Origin of the sequence: Pseudoalteromonas sp. TB41 (genome assembly GCF_000497975.1) — a bacterium.
GTDB lineage: Bacteria > Pseudomonadota > Gammaproteobacteria > Enterobacterales > Alteromonadaceae > Pseudoalteromonas > Pseudoalteromonas tetraodonis.
In genome coordinates, this window is sequence record NZ_AUTH01000083.1 from 1 (window position 1) to 24,620 (window position 24,620).

Sequence of the window (24,620 nt, forward strand, 5' to 3'; positions counted from 1 at the left end):
CAGACGGCCATATCGCCGACGCGGGCGGCGGGCATGCCGCCGATAATCACATTGGTCGAACCCTGTACAATTGGGCCGCCCACATGGGGCACCGGGCCGGGTTCAACTTTGGGACAGACGTGCATATCGCCCAATCGGGCAGCGGGTTTACTCATGAAACATTCCTTGTCATTTGAAAGGGCAGGATTATACCGGAATTATCAGGCTGCGAGGCCATAACATTTTAATAGTGCGCTCATCGCGCATATTTCTGCCGACTAAACACTCATTTTTCTGCATGATATAGTTTTAACAAATAACCTAATGTATTACTATGACTAATTTTTCTAGAATTTTAAGTAAAGTTTAATAGAGCAATAATGCGCGCGTCGCTCATTTTCATGAATATATGCGCAAAGAACAGCTTAACCAATCAATTAACGACGATATTTAGCCACTTTCAATGACCGGTTATCGCTCTGAAGAGCCATGCGGATAATATTTAAATCATATAACTACAAAACGTTACTTCTCGGTCATTTTAGTTTAAACCGATTTACTCATAAACAGGCTATACGGATCTAGTTCATAATTCCCAAACGGTTCACACTCTTTAAAACCAAATTGGACGTAGAGCTTTTGTGCGGGCAAAAATGCCTCTGCTGTTCCAGTTTCTAAGCTTATTGTTTTGTAACCTCGCAGTGCTGCTTGCTTAATAATATGCGTGAGTAACTTAGCCGCCATGCCTTGGCATAAATAGTTACTTGAGGTACGCATTGATTTAATTTCGCCATGAGTTGTATTGAGCGCTTTTTAATGCACCTACACCCGCTAAATTATTATCAATCCATAAGCTATAAAATGTTATGTTGGGCTGAGTGAGTTTACTCACATCAAGTGCATGTACACTCTCAACAGGTGAGTGCTTTAGCATATCGTTATGATGCGCTTGTAGTAACTTTATAACGTGTGGGTTTGAAAGCTCGCCTGTTCTTATTTCCATTTTCAACTCATTTTTCCGTGTATTAATATTTAATATAAAGCGCTAATAACCTTATATTTAACTCATCATGACTAGAAGCTAAAACGCTACCGACTGATTTCGAGTGTTCTAAGCCCCCTATTCGCATCTCAAACTTTTGATTATCAAAACTATCAATAAAAATATGTACTTCTTTATCCTCATCATAAAATGATGCGAAGTTGTCTGTAATGAGCATATTAAATATCATAGTTTCTTCCTTGTAGATTAAACATAAGATAATGATTACCTAGGACAATTTAAAGTTACAAGGTTTATAACGAAAGGTTGTTATAAATTTTAAAATATTGATAAAAAATATTCTTTCTCGAAACCCCTTTAAGTGAAGAAATAAGAGGAAATAAGAACTCCTTACTATCTAGTATTTCTATTTTCCATTTAGTATCGCCAATAAAATGAAAAGTTAACGTGTTCGAGTTTTGAATATTATAATTTCGAAAAGATCCCGTTGAATACATACTACCAATCGTAGCTGAATCAACAATATCAAGGCGCTCATTCAAGAGATGGATATGAAGCATATCCTCGTAAGGAGTGTCATCAGTCATAAAGACAAGGAATTTACAACCTGCTTTAATACAAAGCTCCAAATAAGTACCATCAACAACTTTATCTGTTTGCGTATTATTTAAAAAGATAAAGCTCTGTTCTGAAGACTTAGGGATTGTCTTAAATACTTGGCTTTCAAGTATGATCATCTTTTTCACCTAGCTATTACTTTTGACAGGCCAATTCTCGCCCACCGTAGGCTATCGTGGTCCACACTAGCCGGTATTTATGCAGAGATCGTTTGGTTTGTACCTTTCACCTCGAACCTCGAACCTCGAATATAAAATTACATCAACTTCCAAACCACAAACGCCATAGCAAAACCAACCAAGTACACCAAGCCTAACCAGGTTAAGCCACGCAAAAGTAGACTGTGTTTAATCGCAGGCTCTGAGCGAACTAGGCTGAAGTTAAGCCATGCAAAAACCGGTGTGGTTACAAACGCAAGCGTCATGGCAAAGGTAAGCATGGGCCCAAGAGCTGATTTAAAAAATAAGATCACCGCCATACCGGCCAATGCTTGTAATATAAGCCACGTATTTAAGCTATGTTTTGATTGCTTAAAACCAAGAAGTTTATGCGATTCGTTAAGTGTGCGGGCGTAACCGTCAAGCACGGTGAGTGTGGTGCCAAACATACACAAAAACGCGATGGCAGATACCAAAGGCCTTGCCCACTCGCCAATAGTCAATGCGTACATATCAATCAGCTGTTTAGCAAAGGCTACACCGCCAAGCTCTATATTACTGCTTTGCCCATATTGCACTAACGCACCTAAACTAAAAAATACCAGCGCAAGCCCGGCGGTTAACCAATAACCTACATTAAAGTCGAATAAGCCTTGGCTTTTAGTCACACTTTGCTGAGCTTGTTTTTCTTTAAGCCACAACGAGCTCAGAGCCGAAATTTCAATAGGCGCTGGCATCCAGCCCATTAAGGCAACCATAAAGCCTAACATGGCAAGTTCATATGGTGAGGGGCCAACATAGTTTACAGGAGCTACAGGGCCGTTATTTATAGCAATAACTAATGCAGTTATGGTTGCTATAGTAAGTAGCCCCATAATAGCTTTTGCAACATTATCGAGTGCTTTAAAGTGCCCTAGTAATAATATAATTAAACACGCAGCCAATATTAACCAGCACAATAAGGTAACGGGAATACTAATCGGTAATGCGTAGTGTAATAAGCTCGCAGTAAGCAACAATACGCCCGCGGTATTTACCACCGCGGCAATAATATTCAATACAATAAAACTGTAAAAATAGCCAGGCCCTTGGTTTTTATACCCTTCGACTAAACTATTTTTAGTAGCGAGTGTGTATTCCATACCAAAACGAAAAAACGGGTACTTTAAAACGTTAACCACCACAATAAGCCAAAATAGCTGCCAGCCAAATAATGCGCCAGCTTGAGTCGATGCAACTAAGTGTGAGCCACCAATGGCAGCGGTAGCCATTAAAATACCTGGGCCGAGCGCTCCTAACCGAGACTTCCATGTGCTTTGTGTGTACTGCATTAACTTCTCAAATTTGGTGTGTTATGTGCTTTTATTATTAATTTTAATCATTAATAAACTGTGTGAATGCATAATTTACCTAATTTACAGACAATAAAAAAGAGCCCTTAGGCTCTTTTTAAAAATAACACATTGTTAGTTATTAATTTAAATCCATCTCTTGGATGATTTCATGTGCTATTTCAGGTGTGGTACTTACAGGCTTTTCATGTAAGTTCGCTTTTATTTGCCCTTTACGATGCTTTAGTGCGGCATCGAGTTTTTTAGCTGCGCTGGAAATGGCTGGGTACATAACCTCGTTTTCCCCTTTAACCGATATACGCGCACCTTCATAATTTGTGCTAATTTCTGCTTGGAACTTATGATGCTCTTTTGAAAGAATAATATCTAGAGATATCAATGATGGAAAATGGCTCGCGACTTTTGAGAACTTTTCGTTAATGTGTTCTTTAATAGAATCAGTAACGTCAACATGGTGACCAGAAAGATTAATTTTCATAGGGTATCCTTTTATTTGTTACCTCATAGTTAGTATTGGGGGCTAAACGAATTAACACAAGAGAAAAAATGAAAATTACGCAATTATTTATTACCCCACCTGATTTAGATCATTCATTTAGCATTAAGTATGCAAAAAGCCGCTTTAAAGCGGCCTTTAGAGGTGTTGAAAATTTAATCAACCAACAAATTAATCGGTGTATGAACAACAATAATCTGCAAAATCACTTACTTTTACATGAAAGCTCACATTAGCATCAACATTAAATGACTCGCCCGCATTAAATGTTTTCCACTGTGTTTCACCAGGTAGTAATACATCCCACTGCCCTGCTAACAACTCCATGCACTCTTTTTGGTTAGTATTAAACTCAAATTCACCGGGTTGCATAAAACCCAAGGTTTTCGCCTCACCGTTACCTAAAAGTACAGTACGGCTTGATACTTTGCCATCAAAATACACATTGGCTTTTTTAACCACACTAACGTTATCGAACTTTGGCATGTTAACTCCTGTTGTTAATTTATAATTTTGTTACCCCCACAGTGCCTGATACATAAAAACCTTGCAAGTTAAGTGCTGTGAAAATTACTCATTTAGAAGCCAAAAGATTAAAAATGAACGACTTTATAGAGAGATATGCTTCGAGCAATGGGCTGCGAGTTTCGAACAGATCTTTTAGTAATTTATGCATAAAGAGGGCGATGAGACGCTTCGCTTTAGAGGCAGTAATCAAACAGCTAAACTAATTTTTTAATTTGGTTTTTGTATTGCCTCATTTTCTTCTCATTCGCTTCTCTGTGTTCAAATAAATTTTTAATAATTTGTGCACAAAGAGGGCGATGAGACGCTATGCTTTAGAGGAAGTGATAAAAGTACAACTCATAAAAAAGCCCGCCCTGTTTTACGCAGGGTGGACTTTTTAACTTTTAAAAGCCATAAAAACGCTTCGATTACGTTAAGCATTCTTAGAATTATCAGTAATTAAATTATCGCGATCGGGGGGTAAATTACTGAGTTTAATTGATTCCATGATTCGCTGCTGTGATTCAAGCGCATGCTTAGCCCATTTTTTATGCTTATCAGAGCGATCAACACGGTGATTAAATTCAACCTCTAAAAATGCATGCTCGCTTAATGGTAAACAATAAAAGTCTTGGCGAGAATGCTTATTACTTTTCTTTATTTGATAAAACACCCATTGGCGATCATTAATAATTACTCCTTTAGCTGCCGGCAGTGGCGGATAACCATAAGATTCAACGCGCCCTAAAATTTCCTTTTTCAGTGCTTCGCCTTCCCATGGGTTTGCTCTTTTATTCGACTCTAGCTTAGTATCATTTTGAAGCTTAGTGTTATAACCATCTGACCCCCAATGATAATTATCATACTCATCAATTACAAAGCGTCTTAATTGCATAGTATCAAGAACATTGATTTTATTGGTTTGTTTAATACGCAGTTGGCAACTAAACATGCCATACTCACTGCTTAGTAAATAACTTACTGGAGGCAAATACATCCAGTTTTCAGTGAGCATATGCACGTATTCATGGTGTAAATAGTTTTTTTTATGCTGGTTAAACCAGCTGGTTGAATTATAAGGAAACGAGACATCAATGGTAGACGGCACTGCTGAGACGTTGCTATCAGGCACATCGAGTGTTATCAGCTTGTCTTCTAGAATAAGACGGTGGTGGATGCAATTTTCAAAATTAGGGCCTCCTACAAAACCACGGTAAAAAGCTTTGGTTAAATTAATCATTCTTAGAATTATCTGCAATCAAATTATCGTGATCTGGGGGTAAATCACTGAGTTTAATTGATTCCATAATTCGCTGTTGTGATTCAAGTGCATGCTTAGCCCATTTTTTATGCTTATCTGAGCGGTCAACACGATGATTAAACTTTACCTCTAAAAAAGCATGCTCACATAATGGCAAACAATAAAAGTCGTGGCGAGAAAGAACATTACCTCTGCACTCTTGGTAAAACACCCACTGGTAATTATTAATAATTACCTCTTTAGCCGCAGGCAATGGCGGCTGACCATAAACTTCAATACGACCTAAAATTTCTTCTTCTAAAGCTTCCCCCTGCCAAGGGTTTGCTCTTTTACTCGACTCTAAGGTAGTACTATTTTTAATTCTAGTGTTTTTTCCATCTGGGGCCCAATGAAAATCATCGTACTCATCAATTACAAAATGTTTTAATTGGCTGATATCAAGCACATTGATTTTATTGGTTTGTTTAATCCTTAGTTGGCAACTGAGCATGCCATACTCACTACTTGGTAAATAACTTATTGGTGGCAAATACATCCAGTTTTCAGTGAGCATATGCACGTATTCATGGTGTAAATAGTTTTTTTTATGTTGGTTAAACCAGCTAGTTGAATTATAGGAAAACGACACATCAATGGTAGATGGTACAGCTGCGACATTGCTATCCGGCACATCGAGAGTGAGTAGCTTATCTTCTAGAATAAGACGATGGTGGATGCAATTTTCAAAACTAGGCCCGCCAATAAAACCACGATAAAACGCCTTAGCTAAATTAATCACTCTTAGAATTATCAGTGATTAAATTATCGTGATCGGGAGGTAAATCACTGAGTTTAATTGATTCCATAATTCGCTGCTGTGATTCGAGCGCATGCTTAGCCCATTTTTTATGCTTATCTGAGCGGTCAACACGATGATTAAACTTTACTTCTAAAAAAGCATGCTCACTTAATGGTAAACAATAAAAATCGTGGCGAGAGAGGCTATTATTTCTTTTTACTTGGTAAAACACCCACTGGCGATTATTAAGTATAACTTCTTTGGCCGCTGGTAGTGGTGGATATCCTCGAGTCTCAATACGTCCTAAAATTTCTTCCTCTAACTCATCAGGCTCAAAAGGGACGGCCATTTTACTTGATTCTAATGTAGTATCTTTTTTAATTTCGGTATTTCTGCCATCAGGTCCCCAATGAAAGTCATCGTACTCATCAATTACAAAATGTTTTAATTGGCTGATATCAAGCACATTGATTTTATTGGTTTGTTTAATCCGTAATTGGCAACTGAGCATGCCATACTCACTACTGGGCAAATAACTAACTGGTGGCAAATACATCCAGTTTTCAGTGAGCATATGCACGTATTCATGATATAAATAATCTTCCTTATGCTGGTTGAACCAGCTGGTTGAATTATACGGAAATGAGATATCAATAGTAGACGGTACAGCTGCGACATTGCTATCTGGCACACCGAGAGTGAGTAGTTTGTCTTCTAAAATAAAGCGATAGTGGATGCAATTTTCAAAATTGGGCCCACCGACAAAGCCACGGTAATAAGCCTTGGCTAATTTAATCATTCTTAGAATTATCAGTAATTAAATTATCGTGATCGGGGGGTAAATTACTGAGTTTAATTGATTCCATGATTCGCTGCTGTGATTCAAGTGCATGTTTAGCCCATTTTTTATGCTTATCTGAGCGGTCAACACGATGATTAAATTCAACCTCTAAAAATGCATGCTCACTTAATGGTAAACAATAAAAATCTTGGCGAGAGCGTCTATTACTTTTTTTTACCTGGTAAAACACCCACTGGCGATTATTAATCACAACCTCTTTAGCGGCAGGTAATGGCGGCTTTCCATAAGATTCAATACGACCTAAAATTTCTTCTTCTAACTCATCTGGCTCAAAGGGGACGGCCATTTTACTTGATTCTAAAGTGGTATCATTTTTAATCTTAGTGTTTTTTCCATCAGGGGCCCAATGGAAGTTATCGTATGATTCAATTACAAAATGCTTGAGTTGCACGGTATCCAGTACATTGATTTCATTAGATTGTTTAATCCTTAGTTGGCAACTAAGCATGCCATACTCACTGCTTGGCAGATAACTTATTGGTGGCAAGTACATCCAATTTTCTGTAAGCATATGCACATATACGTGATGGAAATAATCTTCCTTGTGCTGATTAAACCAACTTTTTGAATTATAGGGAAACGACACGTCAATGGTAGACGGTACAGCAGCAACATTACTGCTAGGCATATCGAGAGTGAGTAGCTTTTCTTCTAGAATAAGACGGTGGTGAATACAGTTGTCGAAGCTGGGCCCGCCAATAAAACCACGGTAAAAAGTCTTGGCTAATTTGATCATAATCGCGCATCCGTTGGCGGTAGAGTTTTAATAAACTTTCTTACTATATCGGCCTTATCGTTATAGCCTAGCAGTTGCAATTGGTCTGCATAGGTTACTAGACCTAAAAATGGCAAAGTGTGTGGGCTTGCACCTGCATCGCCTCCTTTAACAAAACCTCTGAATTTCATCGAACGCACAAAACTACTTGAAGATAAGTCATTACACCCCGCTAGATTAGGCACTAAATCATAAGGGTTATTACGCACAGCAATAATTTTTAGCCCCGTACTTTGGGCAATGCGCTTTAAACGATCGACATTTGAGCCTGAACCATGCACGGCGAGTTGCTGGCCCTTAAGTGGCTTACCATAGTGAATACGATAATGCTCTAATGCAGCGCAAAAAATGATTGCCCCTTGACTGTGAGCTAGCCATTTTACTTGTTTACCTTGCTGATTATTTTGTGCCAGCACGGCTGCTAAATGCTGAGCATTGTGGGATTTAGTGCCCGAGCGTCTGTCAAAGGCGCACTCCACTAAATCCAATTTTGGCCTATCTGTTGGGTTATGAAATAACGTATAAGCCTTTATTCCGTCCCCCTCGTAAGCTCTGTCAAGATGGGTGCCCATTAACCATGTGGCTTTGGTAAGCTCATTTTGCATACCGTTAACCGCCGCATGCTGTGTGTTAATTCGTGTAGTAGGAGTAACATCTTCATCCCACGCTCCTTGTATTTTCCTTATCTCTTTTCTATCCATTGATTTATCGTAGCTATGGTTGCTAAGCCTTTGAACCTCATAAAGCATGGTGCGCTCAGCTGAAAAAACATCTTTAGTTCCTTGTAGCTGCTTATCAAATAATACATCTGTTATTGAGATGAAATTAGACTCCAAACTATAACGTATTAAAAAATGGTAATTACGGAACGGGTACTTTGTTCGCCACAAACGGCGCAGCGGGTTACGGCTATGCTTAATTGAGTTTGTGGCATTAGGGTTCGCGCATATTTGAATGATATCGGCACTGACCATTTTTAAATCATAGTCATTGAGCTGCGATAGCATAGCGAGAGCTTGGCAAGTAAATTTAACTTTATTAAATGGAAAATTAACGGGGAGATTAACACCAAAATCACGACAACTTAGCGCGTCAAGAGGGATTACAGAATGGGCATTAATGGTTTTATTGAGTTTAGACCAAGACATATTTCTTCCTTGTAAATGAGTCTGTGCCTGAAATGATACTGCAAACTAATTTTTAGAGCAAAAATAATTTTATGCTGTATTTGCCTTTATTTGGACATTTTTCGGTCTTAGTAAACATTTAAAATAGCTATTTATAGTAACAACTTGATTGTTTTAATGCTCTCCTAAAGTAGGACCTAAACTGCAGATTGCGGCACAAGTCCCCCCCATAGGGTTACGCTTTGCTCTAACCAACATACAAAAAAGCCCGCCCTGCTATACACAGGGCGGGCTTTTAAAACACTAAAGTAATTAATTAAAACAATGCGTTTGCTTTGTTAACTACATTTTCTACCGTAAAGCCGAAGAACTCAAATAGCTCGTTTGCCGGTGCCGACTCACCAAAGGTGGTCATACCGACTACGGCGCCATTTAGGCCTACATACTTGTACCAGTAATCAGCAATACCCGCTTCAATCGCTACGCGACGTGAAACGCTTGCTGGTAATACGCTTTCTTTGTACTCAGGCGATTGGTCTTCAAACGCATCAGTACATGGCATAGATACAACACGTACCTTTTTACCCTGCCCACGTAGCTCTTTCGCAGAGTCTTGCGCTAGCTGTACTTCAGAACCCGTTGCAATCAAAATAAGCTCTGGATTGCCGTCACAACTTAAGATGTAACCACCCTTTTTAACGTCGCTTAATTGCTGGGCATCACGAGCTTGTTGCTCTAAGCCTTGGCGAGTAAAGATTAATGATGTAGGACCGTCTTTACGTTCAATAGCTTGTTGCCATGCAATTGCCGACTCAACTTGGTCACATGGGCGCCAGTTGTAAAGGTTAGGCGTTAAACGCATGCTGGCAATTTGCTCTACTGGTTGGTGAGTTGGACCATCTTCACCTAAACCAATTGAATCGTGCGTGTATACAAAAATGCTTGGTTGCTTCATTAATGCAGCCATACGAACCGCGTTACGTGCGTATTCCATAAACATTAAGAACGTTGCACCGTAAGGGATAAAGCCTTTATGAAGTGCAATACCATTCATAATTGCCGACATACCAAACTCACGCACACCGTAGTAAACGTAGTTACCACTTGCATCGTCTGCCGTTAAGCCTTTAGAGCCATCCCAAATTGTTAAGTTTGAACCTGCTAAATCGGCAGAGCCACCCATAAACTCAGGTAGTAACGGACCAAACGCGTTTAATGCATTTTGCGACGCTTTACGTGATGCTGGGTTTGCTGGATTTGCTTGCAGCTCTTCAATGTACGCTTGTGATTTTTCAGCCCAGTCAGCTGGTAATTCTGAATGTGTACGGCGTTTGTATTCTGCTGCTAGCTCTGGGTATGCTTTTTCATATGCGGCAAATTTTTCGTCCCAGCTTGCTTCAAGCTGTTGGCCTTTTTCTTTGTTATCCCACTGTGCATAAATATCTTCAGGGATTTCAAATGCATCGCCCGTCCAACCTAAAAACTCGCGAGACGCTTTAATTTCGTCATCACCTAGTGGTGCACCGTGACAATCGTGGCTACCTGATTTATTAGGTGAGCCGTAACCAATAATAGTTTTACAACAAATGAGTGTTGGCTTATCAGTCACGCTTTTAGCTTCTGCAATTGCTGTACTTACTGCATCGCTATCATGGCCATCAACGTCACTAATTACATGCCAGCCGTATGCTTTAAAACGTGCTGGGGTATCATCACTAAACCAACCTTCAACTTCACCGTCGATTGAAATGCCGTTGTCATCCCAAAATGCCACTAATTTGCCTAGGCCTAATGTACCGGCTAGTGAGCATGCTTCATGAGAAATACCTTCCATTAAACAACCATCACCCATAAACGCATACGTGTGGTGATCAACAATGTCGTGGCCTTCACGGTTAAACTGCGCTGCTAATGCTTTTTCAGCAATCGCCATACCTACCGCATTTGTGATCCCTTGACCTAATGGGCCCGTAGTGGTCTCAATTCCTGGCGCGTATCCATATTCTGGATGGCCTGGTGTTTTAGAATGCATTTGGCGGAAGTTTTTAATTTCGTCCAGTGGCAAGTCGTAACCACTTAAATGCAGTAGAGAATAAATTAGCATTGAACCGTGACCATTTGAGAGTATAAATCGATCTCGGTCAGCCCACTCTGGATTTGTTGGGTTATGTTTTAGATAATCGCGCCATAATACTTCTGCGATATCAGCCATGCCCATAGGGGCTCCAGGGTGACCAGATTTGGCCTTTTGTACTGCGTCCATTGACAAGACGCGAATAGCATTTGCAAGTTCTTTGCGAGATGGCATGAATTCTCCTACCTTTATATGTATTTGCGCGGGTATTTATTTATCCCCATTCTTACTTATTGTGGGGGCTGTGTGCAATTAAAAACCCATAAAAATAGGGCATTATGAATATTTTTTAAGAACCATTTACTATTAGATATTTTATTTAGACGTCTAGGCGTAAAAAAACTATGCAAGTTCATTTGTTTTAGATAAAATACGCGCCTTAATTTTTTAGCGCTAATACCGACGTTTGTGAAGCGCAATATTTGTGAGCATAATTACAATGGCAAAACATTTATTTACTTCTGAATCTGTTTCTGAAGGTCATCCGGATAAAATCGCCGATCAAATTTCTGATGCGGTACTTGATGCTATCCTAGAGCAAGACTCTCATGCCCGTGTAGCGTGTGAAACTTACGTTAAAACCGGTATGGTTATGGTTGGTGGTGAAATCACGACTAGCGCATGGGTTGATATCGAAGAAATTACACGTAAAACAGTACGTGAAATTGGTTACACACACTCAGATATGGGCTTTGATGCCGATTCGTGTGCAATTTTAAACACGATTGGTAAACAGTCTCCTGACATTAACCAAGGTGTTGATCGTACAAGCCCTGAAGAGCAAGGCGCTGGCGACCAAGGCTTAATGTTTGGTTACGCATGTAACGAAACTGAAGTATTAATGCCTGCTCCAATTACTTATTCTCACCGTTTAGTACAACGCCAAGCACAAGTACGTAAAAGCGGCGAGCTTAACTGGTTACGTCCAGATGCAAAATCACAGGTTACGTTTGCATACGAAAATGGCAAGCCAGTAGGCATTGATGCCGTTGTACTTTCTACTCAGCACAGCGAAGATGTATCGCAAAGTGATTTAGTAGAAGCGGTAATGGAAACGATTATTAAGCCAGTACTTCCTGCTGAGCTTATTACTAGTGCCACTAAATTCTTTATTAACCCAACTGGCCGTTTTGTAATTGGTGGACCAATGGGTGACTGTGGTTTAACTGGTCGTAAAATCATTGTAGATACTTACGGTGGCATGGCTCGTCACGGTGGTGGTGCTTTCTCTGGTAAAGATCCATCAAAAGTTGACCGCTCAGCGGCTTATGCTGCACGTTATGTTGCTAAAAACATTGTTGCTGCTGGCCTTGCTGACAAGTGTGAACTTCAGGTGTCTTATGCTATTGGTGTTGCAGAGCCAACATCTATCAGTGTTGAAACATTTGGCACAGGTAAATTAGAAGAAGCGCGTTTAATCGAACTTATTCGTGAACACTTTGACTTACGCCCTTACGGCCTAATTCAAATGCTTGATCTTGAGCGCCCTATTTATCTTCCAACAGCGGCTTACGGCCACTTTGGCCGTGATGAATTCCCATGGGAACGCACAGATAAAGCAGACGCACTTCGCGCAGCAGCTGGCCTGTAAGCCACCTAGCTAATATTAAAACGGCCCTTTTTAGGGCCGTTTTGCTATGTGTATTAAGTTAGTCATAAAACAGTCTCGAACTGTTTAACATTTTAGGTATATACTCTGCTTATACAATAAAGCGTGTTAGGGATAAAAAATGGCCGACAATTTTCGTGTTATATTTGTAGGACTTGCAGAAGGCGCAGACAGCCAAGCAGTGACCAATGCACTGACAGAAAAACTAAAAACCTCACCTGAAAAGGTGGCGGCATTTTTTAATGGCAAGCCGCTGTTTGCTCCTAGCAACAAAGAGAAAGCCCTTAAGCAAGCTAAGTTACTTTCAACGCTGGGGATCAAAAGCAAACTTCAGCAAACAGCCCCTACACAAGCTACTTCTCAAAAAGCGCACGACAGCCAGCGAGATCAGCGCTTATTTGATGCCCTAGATTACATTACTAGTAGCTTAATTCGTCTTGAAGAAAAACTTGAGGATCTTGAGCAACGTCTCCCCGAGGTTGAGTTATCACTGCCTGATGAAAATGACGAACCATGGCAAGATGACGATTTAATGCTAGATGAGCCACTCTCTACAACACCCAAAAAACGCAGTAACCTTGTTTTATATTCACTGATTGCCACAGTTGTAATATTACTTATTGTGCTTGCTGTGTATTTAATGTTCCCGAACTTATTCTCTTTTTAATTATGGTTTAGTTATTTAATGAGCAATAATCGCGCACAAATAAGACTCGATATTCGTAAAGCACGGAATAATCTATCAAAAAACCAGCAAGAAATAGCGGCCCACTCGCTTAAAGTGAATTTTATTCAATATATAAAAAGCCAAAAAATAGCTAAAAAAAAACATATCGCCATTTATTTAAGCAATGATGGAGAGCTAGATACATCATTGTTAATTAAAGAATTATGGCTCAAAAAACAGCATGTTTACTTACCTATAATTCACCCTTTCAACGGGGCTAATTTACTATTTCAACGATATGAAAATAACTCACCCATGAGGGCAAACCGCTATGGTATCTTGGAGCCTAAGCTGAACTGCTCTCAAATATGCCCATTGCCAGCGCTTGATTATCTACTTATGCCACTTGTTGCATTTGATAAATTTGGTAATCGCCTTGGAATGGGGGGTGGGTTTTACGATAGAACCTTGGCACGTTTACACGAAGAAAACTGGCAGCAACCACAACTTATTGGCCTAGCACACGAATGCCAACAAGTGGATAAGCTCCCAATTGAATCGTGGGATGTGCCTCTTAAAACTATTATTACACCCAATAAAACCTACTGTTGGTAACAATTAATCTTGTAAACTAACAGTCTATTTTTGACATAAATGAGCACATAGCAATGACACAAGATGAATTAAAAAAAGCAGCTGCATGGGCTGCACTGGAGTTTGTAAAAGAAAACACCATAGTGGGTGTTGGTACAGGCTCAACCGTTAATCATTTTATTGATGCTTTAGGCACAGTAAAAGACACCATTGTTGGTGCAGCATCTAGTTCAGAAGCGTCTACAGCACGTTTAAAAGAACTTGGTATAGAAGTATTTGAGCTAAATGATGTTGATGCTCTGGATGTATACGTTGATGGCGCAGATGAAATTAACGCTCTAAACGAAATGATTAAAGGCGGTGGTGCAGCGCTCACCCGTGAAAAAATAGTAGCGGCAGTGGCTAAACAGTTTGTGTGTATTGTTGATGACACCAAACTAGTCGATACCTTAGGGGATTTCCCACTGCCAGTTGAAGTTATTCCGATGGCGCGCAGCTATGTTGCCCGCGAATTATTAAAACTTGGCGGTGATCCTGTGTATCGCCAAGGTGTTGTAACCGATAACGGCAACGTTATTTTAGATGTACATAATTTAAAAATTACCCATGCTAAACAGCTTGAAACACAAATAAATCAAATTGTTGGCGTAGTCACCAACGGCCTATTTGCAGAGCGCGGTGCTGATAAAGTGATTATCGGCACAAAAAATGGGCCACAAATTAAATAGGATATGGTTATGAGTAAGGTATCGTTAGCAAAAGACAAAATTAAAATTCTCTTGCTTGAAGGTGTTCATCAAAGCGCTGTTGAAACGCTAAAACGTAACGGTTATAGCAATATCGACTACGTTAAAACATCGCTACCTGAGGACGAGCTTATTGAGCGCATTAAAGATGTGCACTTTGTGGGGCTGCGTTCTCGTACTCATATTAATGAATCGGTATTAAATGCAGCTGGAAAACTGGTTGCTATCGGTTGTTTTTGTATTGGTACCAACCAAGTAGATTTAAACGCAGCACGTGAGCGCGGTATTGCAGCATTTAATGCCCCGTTTTCAAATACTCGCTCTGTAGCTGAGCTTGTACTAGGTGAAATACTGCTTTTATTACGTGGTATTCCACAGCGAAATGCCGCTGCGCACCGTGGTGGCTGGTTAAAAACAGCCAATGGTTCGTTTGAAGCGCGCGGTAAAACCTTAGGTATTATTGGCTACGGTCACATTGGTACTCAGTTGGGCATTATGGCTGAAAATATTGGTATGAACGTGGAGTATTACGACATTGAAGACAAACTGTCTTTAGGTAATGCGACACAAGTACATAACTTAACGCAGCTATTGCAACGCGCTGATATTATTAGCTTGCACGTACCTGAAACACCGCAAACTAAAAACCTGATTGGCACGGCTGAATTGGCGGTAATGAAGCAAGGCTCTATTTTAATTAACGCTTCACGTGGTACTGTCGTTGATATTGACGCCCTAGCAGAAGCGCTAACAGAGAAAAAACTCAGCGGCGCAGCAATTGACGTATTCCCAGTTGAACCTAAATCTAACGATGAAGAATTTATCTCGCCACTGCGTGAATTCGACAACGTTATTTTAACGCCGCATATAGGTGGTTCTACTCAAGAAGCACAAGAGAACATTGGTATTGAAGTAGCGGGTAAACTCGCTAAGTACTCAGATAACGGCTCAACTATTACTGCAGTTAACTTCCCTGAAGTATCATTGCCAGAGCTTGCTAATCGCAGCCGCTTGTTACACGTGCATCACAATCGCCCTGGCGTGCTAACGCAAATTAACCAAGCGTTTGCTCAGCACGGTATTAACATTGCCGCACAGTACTTACAAACCGATGAAGCAATTGGTTACGTGGTTATTGATGTAGACACAGATCACTCAGAAGTCGCACTTAAAGAGCTCAGTGCGGTTGAAGGTACAATTAGAGCGCGTATTCTTCACTAACTATCAGCTAAAATAATAAAAGCCGCACTTGAATAATCAAGTACGGCTTTTTTGTTTTAAATTGAATCCTGACGGCTTATAACTTACCGCTGTTATTTGCCTTTAACTTCTAAATTTATAAACTTAACCAGCTCTTCGGGTTGCCCTGCTAACATCATTAGTTGCTGATTCACTTCCATCATAGTTTTACCTTCAGGCAGTTTTGCTGACACACTAAACGAATTTAGTCCTTTAGCAAAATCAGTTAACGCCTTGGCTATTTCTTCGGTCACAGGTGCTTGTTGAAGCTGTTGTTCAAGCATTGTTTGCATTTGCTCTAACGTCATACCTTGCTTTGCCAACTCGCTTTCTAATAAGCCTTTAAGATCACCTTGGTTATTAACAACTAAGCTAACATTACGTGGCTCTAGCTTACTCATTGCTTGCATAATCATTGTTTGCTGTTGTAGCTCTTGCTCATAAGTAAGCGGTGTATTACCTGCAGCTTGCTGAGCTTTGCTTATTTCTAGTGAAGCATCCATAAGCGCTTTAGAATTAGCCAGCCCCATGTCCATATCAATACTAGCAATATCATTAGCTTGCAGCTTAACAACAATATCACTGTTACCTGATTGCTCGTCGTAATCTAATGAAGAGTGTAAATCATAACTGGCTGAGGCAAGTTGTGTATTTGTATCTGCAGGCAGTGTATCGACAAAGCTTTTATCAAATTGGAAGTTTTTTAACGTAAAAGCAGTATGTGGCGATATTTTATCGGTTTCGTAGCCTGTCACTTCAACATGCTCAACCGTGGCAATTTTATCGCCCTCAGGGCTAGTCACTTCAATATTACTAATGGCAACACTGTTTGAAATAACACTCGCCGATAGCTCTGCGTAGTTAAAACTAGCACCGGTTTGTTCGCTGACCAAGGCCAACTGTTTATCAACCTCAGCACGTACCTCTTGTGTTGCAACATAGTTTGCATAGCTCACGCCACCCACACCTGCAGCAATAATCGCGGCTGCAATCACTAATTTTTTCATGTCATTTCCTTATTAAACTCTTTATATAAGTGGCTTTAAGCAAGACTAACATTGAGAACATGCATCGTTAAGCACTTTTTGTTTGCTAGTTAATTAAACTCAGTAGCTCGTGCACTGTTTTAACTGGCGTTATTTTAGCACCCAGCCCTTCCATTGATTTATGGTAGTTACGAAATGGGATAAATATTTCAGTAAACCCATGTTGCGCCGCTTCTTTAACACGGGGTACACCACTGTCGATTGGACGCACATCACCGTTTAAACTTAGCTCCCCCATAATACAGGTGGTTCGAGGTACAACAAACTCGTTCAAACTACTTAAAAGTGCAGTAACAAGCGCTAAATCAATACAGGTTTCTGATTCATCAATTTTTAGACCACCCACAATATTAAAAAACGTATCGTGAAATATTTTAGTTTTAGTGTGTTTACGTAAAATACCAGTGAGCATTTTAATCCGGTTCATATTTAAACCAACACATACTCGCTGTGGAAATTCTGCTTCTGTTTCAGTGGTTAAACATTGAATTTCGAGTAGTAAATTACGATTACCTTTACGAATACAGGTAATCGTCGACCCCGGTGATTCAGTGGTTGAGCCCGATAAGAAAATTTCACTGGGGTTATCCACACTGAGCATACCGCGTTCACACATTTTAAAAATGCCGACAGTATCTATATCACCAAAGCGATTTTTATTAGCGCGCAGGGTGCGCACTTGACCATCGTTGGTATCAATATGTAACAGTGCATCAACTATGTGTACTAAGGTTTGCGGGCCGGCTATTTCATTATTCTTATTTACGTGAGCAATAATAAACATAGTCACGTCGTTTTGCTTACAATATTGAGTTAATGCTTGAGCGGCACTTTTTACCTGAGAAGGTGAACCTGGGCTGCCATTAGCGGTATCGGTGACAACGGCTTGAATAGAGTCGATAACGGCAAACTTAATTTTGTTTTTATCCAGCTCTTCAATAATGGTTTCAACACTGGTTTCTGACAGTAAATAGAGTTCATCTTCGTTGTAATTTAGTTTTAACCGATTAACCCTATTTTTAAACTGCGATAGAGACTCCTCCGCAGTACAGTAAAGTGATGGCATACGCTGAGACATTCTTGCCACTAAATCCGATAGTAGCGTGGTTTTACCCGCCCCCGGATCGCCAGAAATAATATTAACCGAGCCGGTGGTTACACCGCCGCTTAGTACACGGTCAAGCTCGCCAATTTCAGTAAGCTGTTTTTCTGCCTCTGAGGTTGCTACTTCATTAATTTTTTTAGAGCCACCGCCAATACCACCGGCGTAGCCACCGACACTTGCACGAGCTGCTACTTTTTTGCTTTGCCCTGCAGAAGGTTTAAACTCTGCTAATGTGTTCCACGCACCGCAGCGACACTGACCTTGCCAGCGTTGATAGTTCATGCCACATTCTGTACAAACAAACTCTACTTTTGCCGCTTTAGCCATTTAAAACCTTACCTACTATTCTTTATTTTGAAATATTGACTGTTAAGCGCTTATTTTGCCATTGCTGGCTTTACCTTAGCAACAACGCCTTGTGGAATAGCGCATTTAGTATCACACTTACACTATACTGATGTAGTTTCATTTAACCTGCTTTAGGGCATGCTTCTTGCTTTAAAAAGCTAATAAAAACATGCCAATTAATTGGCTCATAACGAATAACAATAAACACAAAGTATAGTTACGCATAATATCGTGGTCGCATTTAACTACTTTTCGATATTAGATTTATTTAATTCTCTAATAAATAATTGCAACAGTATACCTACTTTTTAAATTAGACGGTGATGATTTATAAATGGCTGATGACGTATTGCTTAAGCATGAAGCGCTTGTAAATGAATTAAAACAGTATTTGGGAAATGCTAAGTTTGATCTCATTTTCAAGTCAAAAACCGCCGAGTTAAGCAAACCCGAGCAGTTTTTAATAAAAATGGAAATGTCGCGTTTATCTCAGCCGATAGACCGCTTTATTGATCTGCGAGGCTCAGTAACCGGCCAAGTAAAACCATATGAGCATAACGGTAAACAACACTTTATGGATGACACCGCCATTGAAGTATTCGAAGCAGCAATAAAACAACATAAAGGCTACACCCTTGCCGTGTACGAAGCGGTGATGAATACCGAAAATAATTATCGTGTATTACAGCAAAAATCAACGACCACCCCAGCTAAAATAATTGAACCATTACCCGAACTATCCACCGATGTAATTAAGTTTGCGGCTTATGAAAGTCGTAGCGAAGAGCGAATGAATTACTCAATTAAAATTACTATTGAGTACGATGAGCAAACAAAAATTGAAGCAAGTACTTCTGATATTTCACTCAGTGGCTGTAAAATTAAGTTGGCATCCCGCTATAACTTAAAAAAAGGTCAGCTTATTGTTATGCACTTAGTTGGCCTTGAACAAGATTTTGAGCTTGGGTTAAAAAATGGGATTGAATACGAAGTGGTTGCGATAGAAAACACCTCGGATGAATTTAATCATATTCGCTTAAAACGCACATTTAAAGAAAACAACACCGCGTTTGATCATTTTTTAGAAAGCTTTATCCATGGAAATAAACGCCGCTACAAAGTGAACTTAGATAACACCCTCGATGCAGTTATTTCTAAAGGATACGAGCAATATTACATTCCTAGGGTCAATTCGCTATACGTTTTTATAAGTCAAAAAAACGGTGTTTATTATCCAAGCTTAAGTTTAACTACAGAAAACAGCCTGTTTATTCAGCGTTACTTTACCGATGAGCGCAAAGTATCTTGCCTATACAGTGTGTTAAACCATAAGCGTATTCGTAACTTGGCACTAAAACCTGTTGCTGTAAAAGAGGAATATTTATATACCTTTACCCATGTCTCTGCAGGAAAAATTTACTACTATTCAGCCACTCGTTCAGAGCTTGAGCAACATGCACAATTAAAAGCGTTATTTTTTGGTTTTGGTAGCCGAAGAGACAGTTGGCGCTGCTTTAAATTACAATTGATGCCAAGCCATACTGAAGATGCTTATATTCCTTTATCTTTACCTAACTCTTTGGGTAAGGATATTGAGAAACTTAATAAACCGCCTTCACCACGTGTTGAAGGCGCCATAAAAGACGTAAAATATTTAATGCTACTTACTCAAGTAGGTAATAAGCATGAACAACAGCATTATCAACAGTATGAATTTGATAAAGCCTTGGCCAATAAATTGAAATTGTTTGGCCACAGTAAGCATGCATCACCGCCGGAGCTAAATACCGTGCCGTTAGAGTACGTGAACCTTCGTTCTAATAAGCGTTACCTTTATAAAACCAGCGTCGTTATTAACACCCGTGACTCAGTACTGCATGGCCATACTCGGGACTTTTCAGTCTTTGGTTTACAGCTAGAGTGTAATCAAGAAGTAAACTTTAAAAAAGGCGATATCGTGTCGCTGTCATTCCCTGATTTACAAAAAATCACCAAAAGTTATTCATTAAGTCTTATTCAATATGAAGTGATGGCGGTGAGTAAATCGTTAACCACGATTAATTTAAAAGCACATGTAGAGAAAAAATTGCCTCATACTGGGGTCGATTTTTTTACTCTTTTAATTGACAGCAATAAACAAAAATTAAAAATAGCAGAGGAGTCACCTAAAGTACCTGGGCTTTCTACAGCACTTAGAAATATGGTAACCAAAACACTTTGCCAGTTCCCAATATACTTACATAAATCAATGGCTCACTTTGAAATTGGCGCCATGGGATTTGGTTTATATCCAAGCCCTCTGCATGTTATTTTACAAAATTTTTCACTGCTAAATACTAAAACAGACTTATCAAATATTATTACTAAAGCGCACATTGCTGATGTGATCACCCCGAATATTAAAGAGCGATCTCGCCAAGACTCGCCATTAGAATTTAGTTTGGTGATTAACTTCGATCCTAAAAAAGAAAATATAGCCGATGCAATTACCAGTCAGTGTATTTTAGGCACCGACTGCAGCGAGTTTAAACAGCAAGTAAGTAAAGGGCTGAAGTCTGAGCTGGTTTTTATAATGCGTTTATATATTTCACGTACTGGTCGACTCGATACTGACTACTTAGCAAATGAGCTAAAATACGTTAGCCAATACGCAATTCACAAGGCTAAAGACTTAGAGGATGCCTTGTGGTCAGTATCGGGAGTTGGCGATATTATTGATGTAAGTGACGAAGCCCTTGTACATTTATCGCTCAACCAACAACAGGTTGAGCAAATGTCTAGGCGAAAACTAATTTGGTTAAACCGTTTACGTTAACCCTGTGATGGATTTAGCGGAACCGCCAACATATACAGCAATTGTAATAACGAGCCTTGGCAAATAGCCGCTTGGGCTTGTTCAACTACTTTAGGTTTGCCATGCACAGCAACGCCTAATCCTGCTTGAGCCATCATTTTTAAATCATTTGCGCCATCACCAATGGCAACAGTTTGCGTTTTTTCAAGGCCTAGTTTTTGTTGGAGCGATTCTAAAATAACCGCTTTTTGCTCAGCATCAACAATGCCTCCTAACACCTTACCTGTTAGTTTATCGTCTTTAAATTCCAATACATTGGCATGCACTTCATCTAAATTAATTAACTCTTGTACACGCTCTGCAAACGGCACAAACCCGCCTGATGCAATGGCTAAATACCATTGGTGGTGCTTTAAAATTTGGCACAATGCTTTAATACCCGGCATTAAAGGCAGTGCACTTTTAAGATCATCAATTAAGCTTTTTTCAATCCCTTTTAGCTTGGCAACGCGTTGGTTTAAACTCTCACTAAAATCAAGCTTACCTGCCATTGCCTGCGCGGTTACGTTGGCAACCTCGTCGTATACATTCGCTAAGCGTGCAATTTCATCAATACACTCAATAGTAATGGCCGTTGAATCCATATCCATTACCAATAATCCTGGTTTTTTTAAATCAGGGGGGCTAGTTACTTGCACTAACTGACACGCCAAGGTATTTGCAAAAGTTTGAAGTTCAAGTGGGTTTATTGCGCGCTCTGCACTTTCTATATAAAAACATAATGCCGGAGATAACCCTAAATCTGGCTGGTATTGGCACATTGCTGTCACGTTTTGCTGGTGAATGGCAAAAAATTCAATCATGCTATTAATATGCGCCATACTAAAATCGCCTGCAAATGCGATACTAAAAAGCCCTCGCTCTCTACTTGGAATTGTATTTAAAGGTGCAAATACGCCCTTTTGATAGCTGAACCATTTATTTAAGGTAAGTTGTGATAATGGTTGCTCAGCGCTGTGCTGTGCCATGTTCGCGTTCGACATGGGATCTCCGTTTATATTTCCTGACATTTAGCGCATTGATGATAAGAATATAAGATACAAAATTCGCCATCAGGGTGGATTTAAGGTTATAGTGTAGTTGTAACATCAAATCAAAATGCTGTCAGCAGCATATACGGTGACTATGAAAAATAACCATCTTAAAAATCCACTTACAGCCTCGCAAAAAAAGCGTTTAGTCCGTTTGCTATTGGCCGCTGGCTGCTTTGTATTATTAAGCTGGGTGGGTATAAATAGTAGCTTTCAAAGTCATCAACTGCTTTACGATAATGCCAATAGCGCAGCTAAATCTCTCACTCAGTTTATGGCACTGAATGCTAAAAATCCGCTGATAGAAAAAAACAAATCGCAACTGACCACCTTATGCAACAATATCAGTAAAGATGAATTTGTACTCTCGGCCACTATTTATGACAAACAAGGTGTGGTACTTGCGAGCAGCGATAATTGGCAATCGCATCATGTGTATGGCTTATTACCTGACTCATCGCCGGGTATTAGTAAGTTAAAAACGCCTTTTGTTGAGCAAGTTATTTCAGACGACAACCGCCCTATTGGCTTTGTATCTATTACCTATTTAACCCGTGCTGCAGTATCGGCAAGCCATAATCATTTTCATGATTTAGGTCGCCAAGTGCTACTTATGTTAGTGATTGCCTGTATTTTTACTTGGCAATTAGGCCGAGGATTAAAGCGCTGGCAAGTAAATCGTTATATACAAAAAACGTCTGAGCATGAATCATAAAGCTGCTCAGCTAATTGAAATTTATCGCTATTTGGTTTTAAACCATAAAGCGCATCAAATACGTTAGGAATATGCAGTGGGGTATTTACCTCCCCTTGATAGCCACTTAGCGGCATTGAAGGTGAGTCAGTTTCAAGCACTAAATGCTGCGGCTCAAGCTTTGCTATAACCGCACGTGTTTTAGCTGCACGCTCGTAAGTTATAACCCCACCGACTCCAAGTTTAAAACCCTGCTTTATATAATAGTGCGCTTGTTGAATTGAGCCTGAAAAAGCATGGATCACACCGCCGTTTTTTGGCCTACAACGCTTAAACGATTGCGCTATTAAATCATGGCTTTGCCTGTGATGCACAATCAGCGGTAACTCAAGCTCATTAGCAAGCGCTATTTGATGCTCAAACAGAAAGGTTTGTTTTTCAAGATTTTCGATACTGCGATCTAGCCCGCACTCCCCAATAGCCACCAGCTGAGTTTTGTTTGTTTTAGCAAAGTTATACAGCGATTCTAAGTGCGATTGCTGATGTTGCGCTAAAAAATAAGGATGCAGCCCTGCCGCTATGCTGACTTGTGGGTAGGTTGCTTTAAACTCTAGTAGGTTTTGAGATTGCGCCAAGCTAATACCTGGCACAATAAATTGGCTAACGCCCTTTGCTACACAGGCATTAATAAGTGATTCGCGGTTTGCATCAAACTCACTAAAATCAAGATGGCAATGCGAGTCTATAAACTTCAAAAAACTAGCCCACTACGGATTTAAGCGCGTTATTTGCCAGCTATTATCGGCCTGACGCTGATACATAAAGCGATCATGTAGACGGTGAGCTCCGCCTTGCCAAAACTCGATTTTTTGCGGCACAACACAATATCCGCCCCAAAAATCAGGGAGTGGTATTTCACCTTTGGCAAACTTGTTTTTCATATTGGCAAAGGTTTCCATTAACACTTTGCGCGACGACACCGGGCGGCTTTGTTGCGACGCCCAAGCGGCTAATTGACTTTCTTTTGGACGTGATAAGAAGTACTTAGCCACGGCTGACGTTGGAAGCGGCTGCGCCTCACCATACACAATCACTTGGCGCTCCATGTGGTGCCACGGAAAGTGCAAGGAAATTTTATTATTGCCTTTAAGCTCTTGTGCTTTTCGTGAACCGGTATTAGTAAAAAACACAAAACCGTTATCATCTAAATGCTTTAGCAGCACAATACGCTGTGAAGGCTGACCGGTGTCATCAACCGTAGCGACCACCATTGCTGTAGGGTCGGGCAAGTTACTGGCAACAGCATGCTCAAGCCAGGTTTCAAACTGCTTAAACGGATCATCAAGCAAGTTGTCTTCACTGAGCGCATCTTGCAGGTATTCACGACGAATATCTTCGAGTTTCATATCAAATCCTTCTAAAGAGCTATCAGCTATCAGCTATCAGCTATCAGCTATCAGCTATCAGCTATCAGCTATCAGCTATCAGCTATCAGCTATCAGCTATCAGCTATCAGCTATCAGCTATCAGCTATCAGCTATCAGCTATCAGCTATCAGCTATCAGCTATCAGCTATCAGCTATCAGCTATCAGCTATCAGCTATCAGCTATCAGCTATCAGCTATCAGCTATCAGCT

General features: G+C 40.1%; 24 protein-coding genes and 1 pseudogene. 7 read left to right on the forward strand and 18 right to left on the reverse strand.

Going from position 1 to position 24,620, the window contains the following annotated elements; translation table 11 throughout:
• The 13 genes and pseudogenes from L641_RS22945 to tkt form a co-directional block, all read right to left on the reverse strand.
• The coding region (locus tag L641_RS22945; protein ID WP_173399876.1) for a PAAR domain-containing protein at nucleotides 1-155 on the reverse strand (155 nt) is incomplete at its 3' end.
• A 370-nt stretch (nucleotides 156-525) separates the two neighbouring features.
• Nucleotides 526-982 (reverse strand): annotated as a pseudogene (locus tag L641_RS22345) (GNAT family N-acetyltransferase).
• Nucleotides 983-1,004: 22 nt separating this feature from the next.
• On the reverse strand, nucleotides 1,005-1,211 hold the full coding sequence (locus tag L641_RS0112685; RefSeq protein ID WP_024602082.1) for a hypothetical protein: 207 nt from the start codon (nucleotides 1,209-1,211) through the stop codon (nucleotides 1,005-1,007).
• A gap of 64 nt (nucleotides 1,212-1,275) precedes the next feature.
• Entirely contained in the window at nucleotides 1,276-1,719 is a 444-nt protein-coding gene (locus L641_RS0112690) for a hypothetical protein (RefSeq protein ID WP_024602083.1), read from the reverse strand.
• 137 nt (nucleotides 1,720-1,856) lie between these two features.
• Nucleotides 1,857-3,089: a divalent metal cation transporter gene (locus L641_RS0112695; RefSeq protein WP_024602084.1), complete on the reverse strand. Its 1,233-nt coding sequence runs from the start codon at nucleotides 3,087-3,089 to the stop codon at nucleotides 1,857-1,859.
• Between the two features lie 142 nt (nucleotides 3,090-3,231).
• Complete coding sequence (gene raiA / locus L641_RS0112700) at nucleotides 3,232-3,588, reverse strand: ribosome-associated translation inhibitor RaiA (RefSeq protein ID WP_013465684.1); 357 nt, start codon at nucleotides 3,586-3,588, stop codon at nucleotides 3,232-3,234.
• 189 nt (nucleotides 3,589-3,777) lie between these two features.
• On the reverse strand, nucleotides 3,778-4,092 hold the full coding sequence (locus L641_RS0112705; protein WP_024602085.1) for a pyrimidine/purine nucleoside phosphorylase: 315 nt from the start codon (nucleotides 4,090-4,092) through the stop codon (nucleotides 3,778-3,780).
• A 454-nt stretch (nucleotides 4,093-4,546) separates the two neighbouring features.
• Nucleotides 4,547-5,353, reverse strand: coding sequence for a hypothetical protein (locus tag L641_RS0112710; protein ID WP_024602086.1), 807 nt, complete (start codon nucleotides 5,351-5,353; stop codon nucleotides 4,547-4,549).
• On the reverse strand, nucleotides 5,346-6,152 hold the full coding sequence (locus tag L641_RS0112715; protein WP_024602087.1) for a hypothetical protein: 807 nt from the start codon (nucleotides 6,150-6,152) through the stop codon (nucleotides 5,346-5,348). Before L641_RS0112715 ends, L641_RS0112710 begins: the two co-directional genes overlap by 8 nt.
• Nucleotides 6,145-6,951 (reverse strand): hypothetical protein, encoded by an 807-nt coding sequence (locus L641_RS0112720; RefSeq protein WP_024602088.1) that lies wholly within the window; start codon nucleotides 6,949-6,951, stop codon nucleotides 6,145-6,147. The genes L641_RS0112715 and L641_RS0112720 overlap by 8 nt, the downstream gene beginning before the upstream one ends.
• Nucleotides 6,944-7,750 carry a hypothetical protein gene (locus tag L641_RS0112725; protein WP_024602089.1) on the reverse strand — a complete coding sequence of 269 codons (807 nt, stop codon included), beginning with the start codon at nucleotides 7,748-7,750 and terminating at the stop codon, nucleotides 6,944-6,946. Before L641_RS0112725 ends, L641_RS0112720 begins: the two co-directional genes overlap by 8 nt.
• Nucleotides 7,747-8,937 carry a hypothetical protein gene (locus L641_RS0112730; protein WP_024602090.1) on the reverse strand — a complete coding sequence of 397 codons (1,191 nt, stop codon included), beginning with the start codon at nucleotides 8,935-8,937 and terminating at the stop codon, nucleotides 7,747-7,749. Before L641_RS0112730 ends, L641_RS0112725 begins: the two co-directional genes overlap by 4 nt.
• Before the next feature lie 295 nt (nucleotides 8,938-9,232).
• On the reverse strand, nucleotides 9,233-11,224 hold the full coding sequence (gene tkt, locus L641_RS0112735; RefSeq protein ID WP_024602091.1) for a transketolase: 1,992 nt from the start codon (nucleotides 11,222-11,224) through the stop codon (nucleotides 9,233-9,235).
• A 265-nt stretch (nucleotides 11,225-11,489) separates the two neighbouring features.
• Between tkt and metK the strand changes: the two genes are divergently transcribed.
• The 5 genes from metK to serA all read left to right on the forward strand — a co-directional run bounded on the left by metK (nucleotide 11,490) and on the right by serA (nucleotide 15,887).
• Nucleotides 11,490-12,641, forward strand: a complete 1,152-nt coding sequence (metK, locus tag L641_RS0112740; RefSeq protein ID WP_010387726.1) for a methionine adenosyltransferase — start codon at nucleotides 11,490-11,492, stop codon at nucleotides 12,639-12,641.
• Nucleotides 12,642-12,780: 139 nt separating this feature from the next.
• Nucleotides 12,781-13,326, forward strand: a complete 546-nt coding sequence (locus tag L641_RS0112745) for a hypothetical protein (protein ID WP_013465688.1) — start codon at nucleotides 12,781-12,783, stop codon at nucleotides 13,324-13,326.
• A gap of 18 nt (nucleotides 13,327-13,344) precedes the next feature.
• Nucleotides 13,345-13,941, forward strand: coding sequence for a 5-formyltetrahydrofolate cyclo-ligase (locus L641_RS0112750; protein WP_024602092.1), 597 nt, complete (start codon nucleotides 13,345-13,347; stop codon nucleotides 13,939-13,941).
• Between the two features lie 53 nt (nucleotides 13,942-13,994).
• On the forward strand, nucleotides 13,995-14,648 hold the full coding sequence (gene rpiA / locus L641_RS0112755) for a ribose-5-phosphate isomerase RpiA (RefSeq protein WP_024602093.1): 654 nt from the start codon (nucleotides 13,995-13,997) through the stop codon (nucleotides 14,646-14,648).
• A gap of 9 nt (nucleotides 14,649-14,657) precedes the next feature.
• The gene (gene serA, locus L641_RS0112760) at nucleotides 14,658-15,887 is read left to right on the forward strand and encodes a phosphoglycerate dehydrogenase (protein ID WP_024602094.1); all 1,230 of its coding nucleotides are present in this window, start codon (nucleotides 14,658-14,660) and stop codon (nucleotides 15,885-15,887) included.
• 92 nt (nucleotides 15,888-15,979) lie between these two features.
• On the opposite strand, the gene L641_RS0112765 is transcribed toward serA, so the two are convergent.
• Complete coding sequence (locus L641_RS0112765; protein ID WP_024602095.1) at nucleotides 15,980-16,912, reverse strand: hypothetical protein; 933 nt, start codon at nucleotides 16,910-16,912, stop codon at nucleotides 15,980-15,982.
• 85 nt (nucleotides 16,913-16,997) lie between these two features.
• Entirely contained in the window at nucleotides 16,998-18,383 is a 1,386-nt protein-coding gene (radA, locus tag L641_RS0112770) for a DNA repair protein RadA (protein WP_013465693.1), read from the reverse strand.
• 355 nt (nucleotides 18,384-18,738) lie between these two features.
• Between radA and L641_RS0112780 the strand changes: the two genes are divergently transcribed.
• Nucleotides 18,739-21,219, forward strand: coding sequence for a PilZ domain-containing protein (locus L641_RS0112780; protein WP_024602096.1), 2,481 nt, complete (start codon nucleotides 18,739-18,741; stop codon nucleotides 21,217-21,219).
• Here L641_RS0112780 and serB read toward each other — a convergent pair.
• Nucleotides 21,216-22,241, reverse strand: coding sequence for a phosphoserine phosphatase SerB (gene serB / locus L641_RS0112785; RefSeq protein WP_024602097.1), 1,026 nt, complete (start codon nucleotides 22,239-22,241; stop codon nucleotides 21,216-21,218). The two genes, L641_RS0112780 and serB, sit on opposite strands and share 4 nt — an antisense overlap.
• Before the next feature lie 142 nt (nucleotides 22,242-22,383).
• Here serB and L641_RS0112790 point away from each other — a divergent pair, with 142 nt between their 5' ends.
• On the forward strand, nucleotides 22,384-23,004 hold the full coding sequence (locus L641_RS0112790; RefSeq protein WP_024602098.1) for an AhpA/YtjB family protein: 621 nt from the start codon (nucleotides 22,384-22,386) through the stop codon (nucleotides 23,002-23,004).
• On the opposite strand, the gene L641_RS0112795 is transcribed toward L641_RS0112790, so the two are convergent.
• Nucleotides 22,971-23,738, reverse strand: coding sequence for a TatD family hydrolase (locus L641_RS0112795; protein WP_024602099.1), 768 nt, complete (start codon nucleotides 23,736-23,738; stop codon nucleotides 22,971-22,973). The two genes, L641_RS0112790 and L641_RS0112795, sit on opposite strands and share 34 nt — an antisense overlap.
• Before the next feature lie 12 nt (nucleotides 23,739-23,750).
• Nucleotides 23,751-24,389, reverse strand: coding sequence for a pyridoxamine 5'-phosphate oxidase (gene pdxH, locus L641_RS0112800; RefSeq protein WP_024602100.1), 639 nt, complete (start codon nucleotides 24,387-24,389; stop codon nucleotides 23,751-23,753).
• Between the last annotated feature and the right edge of the window lie 231 nt (nucleotides 24,390-24,620).

Coding starts and splice junctions, on each gene's coding strand:
- L641_RS0112690 (WP_024602083.1), bottom strand. CDS start 1,719: ATGATCATACTTGAAAGCCAAGTATTTAAGACAATCCCTAAGTCTTCA.
- L641_RS0112730 (WP_024602090.1), bottom strand. CDS start 8,937: ATGTCTTGGTCTAAACTCAATAAAACCATTAATGCCCATTCTGTAATC.
- L641_RS0112750 (WP_024602092.1), top strand. CDS start 13,345: ATGAGCAATAATCGCGCACAAATAAGACTCGATATTCGTAAAGCACGG.
- L641_RS0112685 (WP_024602082.1), bottom strand. CDS start 1,211: ATGATATTTAATATGCTCATTACAGACAACTTCGCATCATTTTATGAT.
- L641_RS0112765 (WP_024602095.1), bottom strand. CDS start 16,912: ATGAAAAAATTAGTGATTGCAGCCGCGATTATTGCTGCAGGTGTGGGT.
- radA (WP_013465693.1), bottom strand. CDS start 18,383: ATGGCTAAAGCGGCAAAAGTAGAGTTTGTTTGTACAGAATGTGGCATG.
- L641_RS0112745 (WP_013465688.1), top strand. CDS start 12,781: ATGGCCGACAATTTTCGTGTTATATTTGTAGGACTTGCAGAAGGCGCA.
- L641_RS0112790 (WP_024602098.1), top strand. CDS start 22,384: ATGAAAAATAACCATCTTAAAAATCCACTTACAGCCTCGCAAAAAAAG.
- L641_RS0112725 (WP_024602089.1), bottom strand. CDS start 7,750: ATGATCAAATTAGCCAAGACTTTTTACCGTGGTTTTATTGGCGGGCCC.
- L641_RS0112705 (WP_024602085.1), bottom strand. CDS start 4,092: ATGCCAAAGTTCGATAACGTTAGTGTGGTTAAAAAAGCCAATGTGTAT.
- L641_RS0112710 (WP_024602086.1), bottom strand. CDS start 5,353: ATGATTAATTTAACCAAAGCTTTTTACCGTGGTTTTGTAGGAGGCCCT.
- pdxH (WP_024602100.1), bottom strand. CDS start 24,389: ATGAAACTCGAAGATATTCGTCGTGAATACCTGCAAGATGCGCTCAGT.
- L641_RS0112720 (WP_024602088.1), bottom strand. CDS start 6,951: ATGATTAAATTAGCCAAGGCTTATTACCGTGGCTTTGTCGGTGGGCCC.
- serA (WP_024602094.1), top strand. CDS start 14,658: ATGAGTAAGGTATCGTTAGCAAAAGACAAAATTAAAATTCTCTTGCTT.
- L641_RS0112780 (WP_024602096.1), top strand. CDS start 18,739: ATGGCTGATGACGTATTGCTTAAGCATGAAGCGCTTGTAAATGAATTA.
- serB (WP_024602097.1), bottom strand. CDS start 22,241: ATGTCGAACGCGAACATGGCACAGCACAGCGCTGAGCAACCATTATCA.
- rpiA (WP_024602093.1), top strand. CDS start 13,995: ATGACACAAGATGAATTAAAAAAAGCAGCTGCATGGGCTGCACTGGAG.
- tkt (WP_024602091.1), bottom strand. CDS start 11,224: ATGCCATCTCGCAAAGAACTTGCAAATGCTATTCGCGTCTTGTCAATG.
- L641_RS0112695 (WP_024602084.1), bottom strand. CDS start 3,089: ATGCAGTACACACAAAGCACATGGAAGTCTCGGTTAGGAGCGCTCGGC.
- metK (WP_010387726.1), top strand. CDS start 11,490: ATGGCAAAACATTTATTTACTTCTGAATCTGTTTCTGAAGGTCATCCG.
- raiA (WP_013465684.1), bottom strand. CDS start 3,588: ATGAAAATTAATCTTTCTGGTCACCATGTTGACGTTACTGATTCTATT.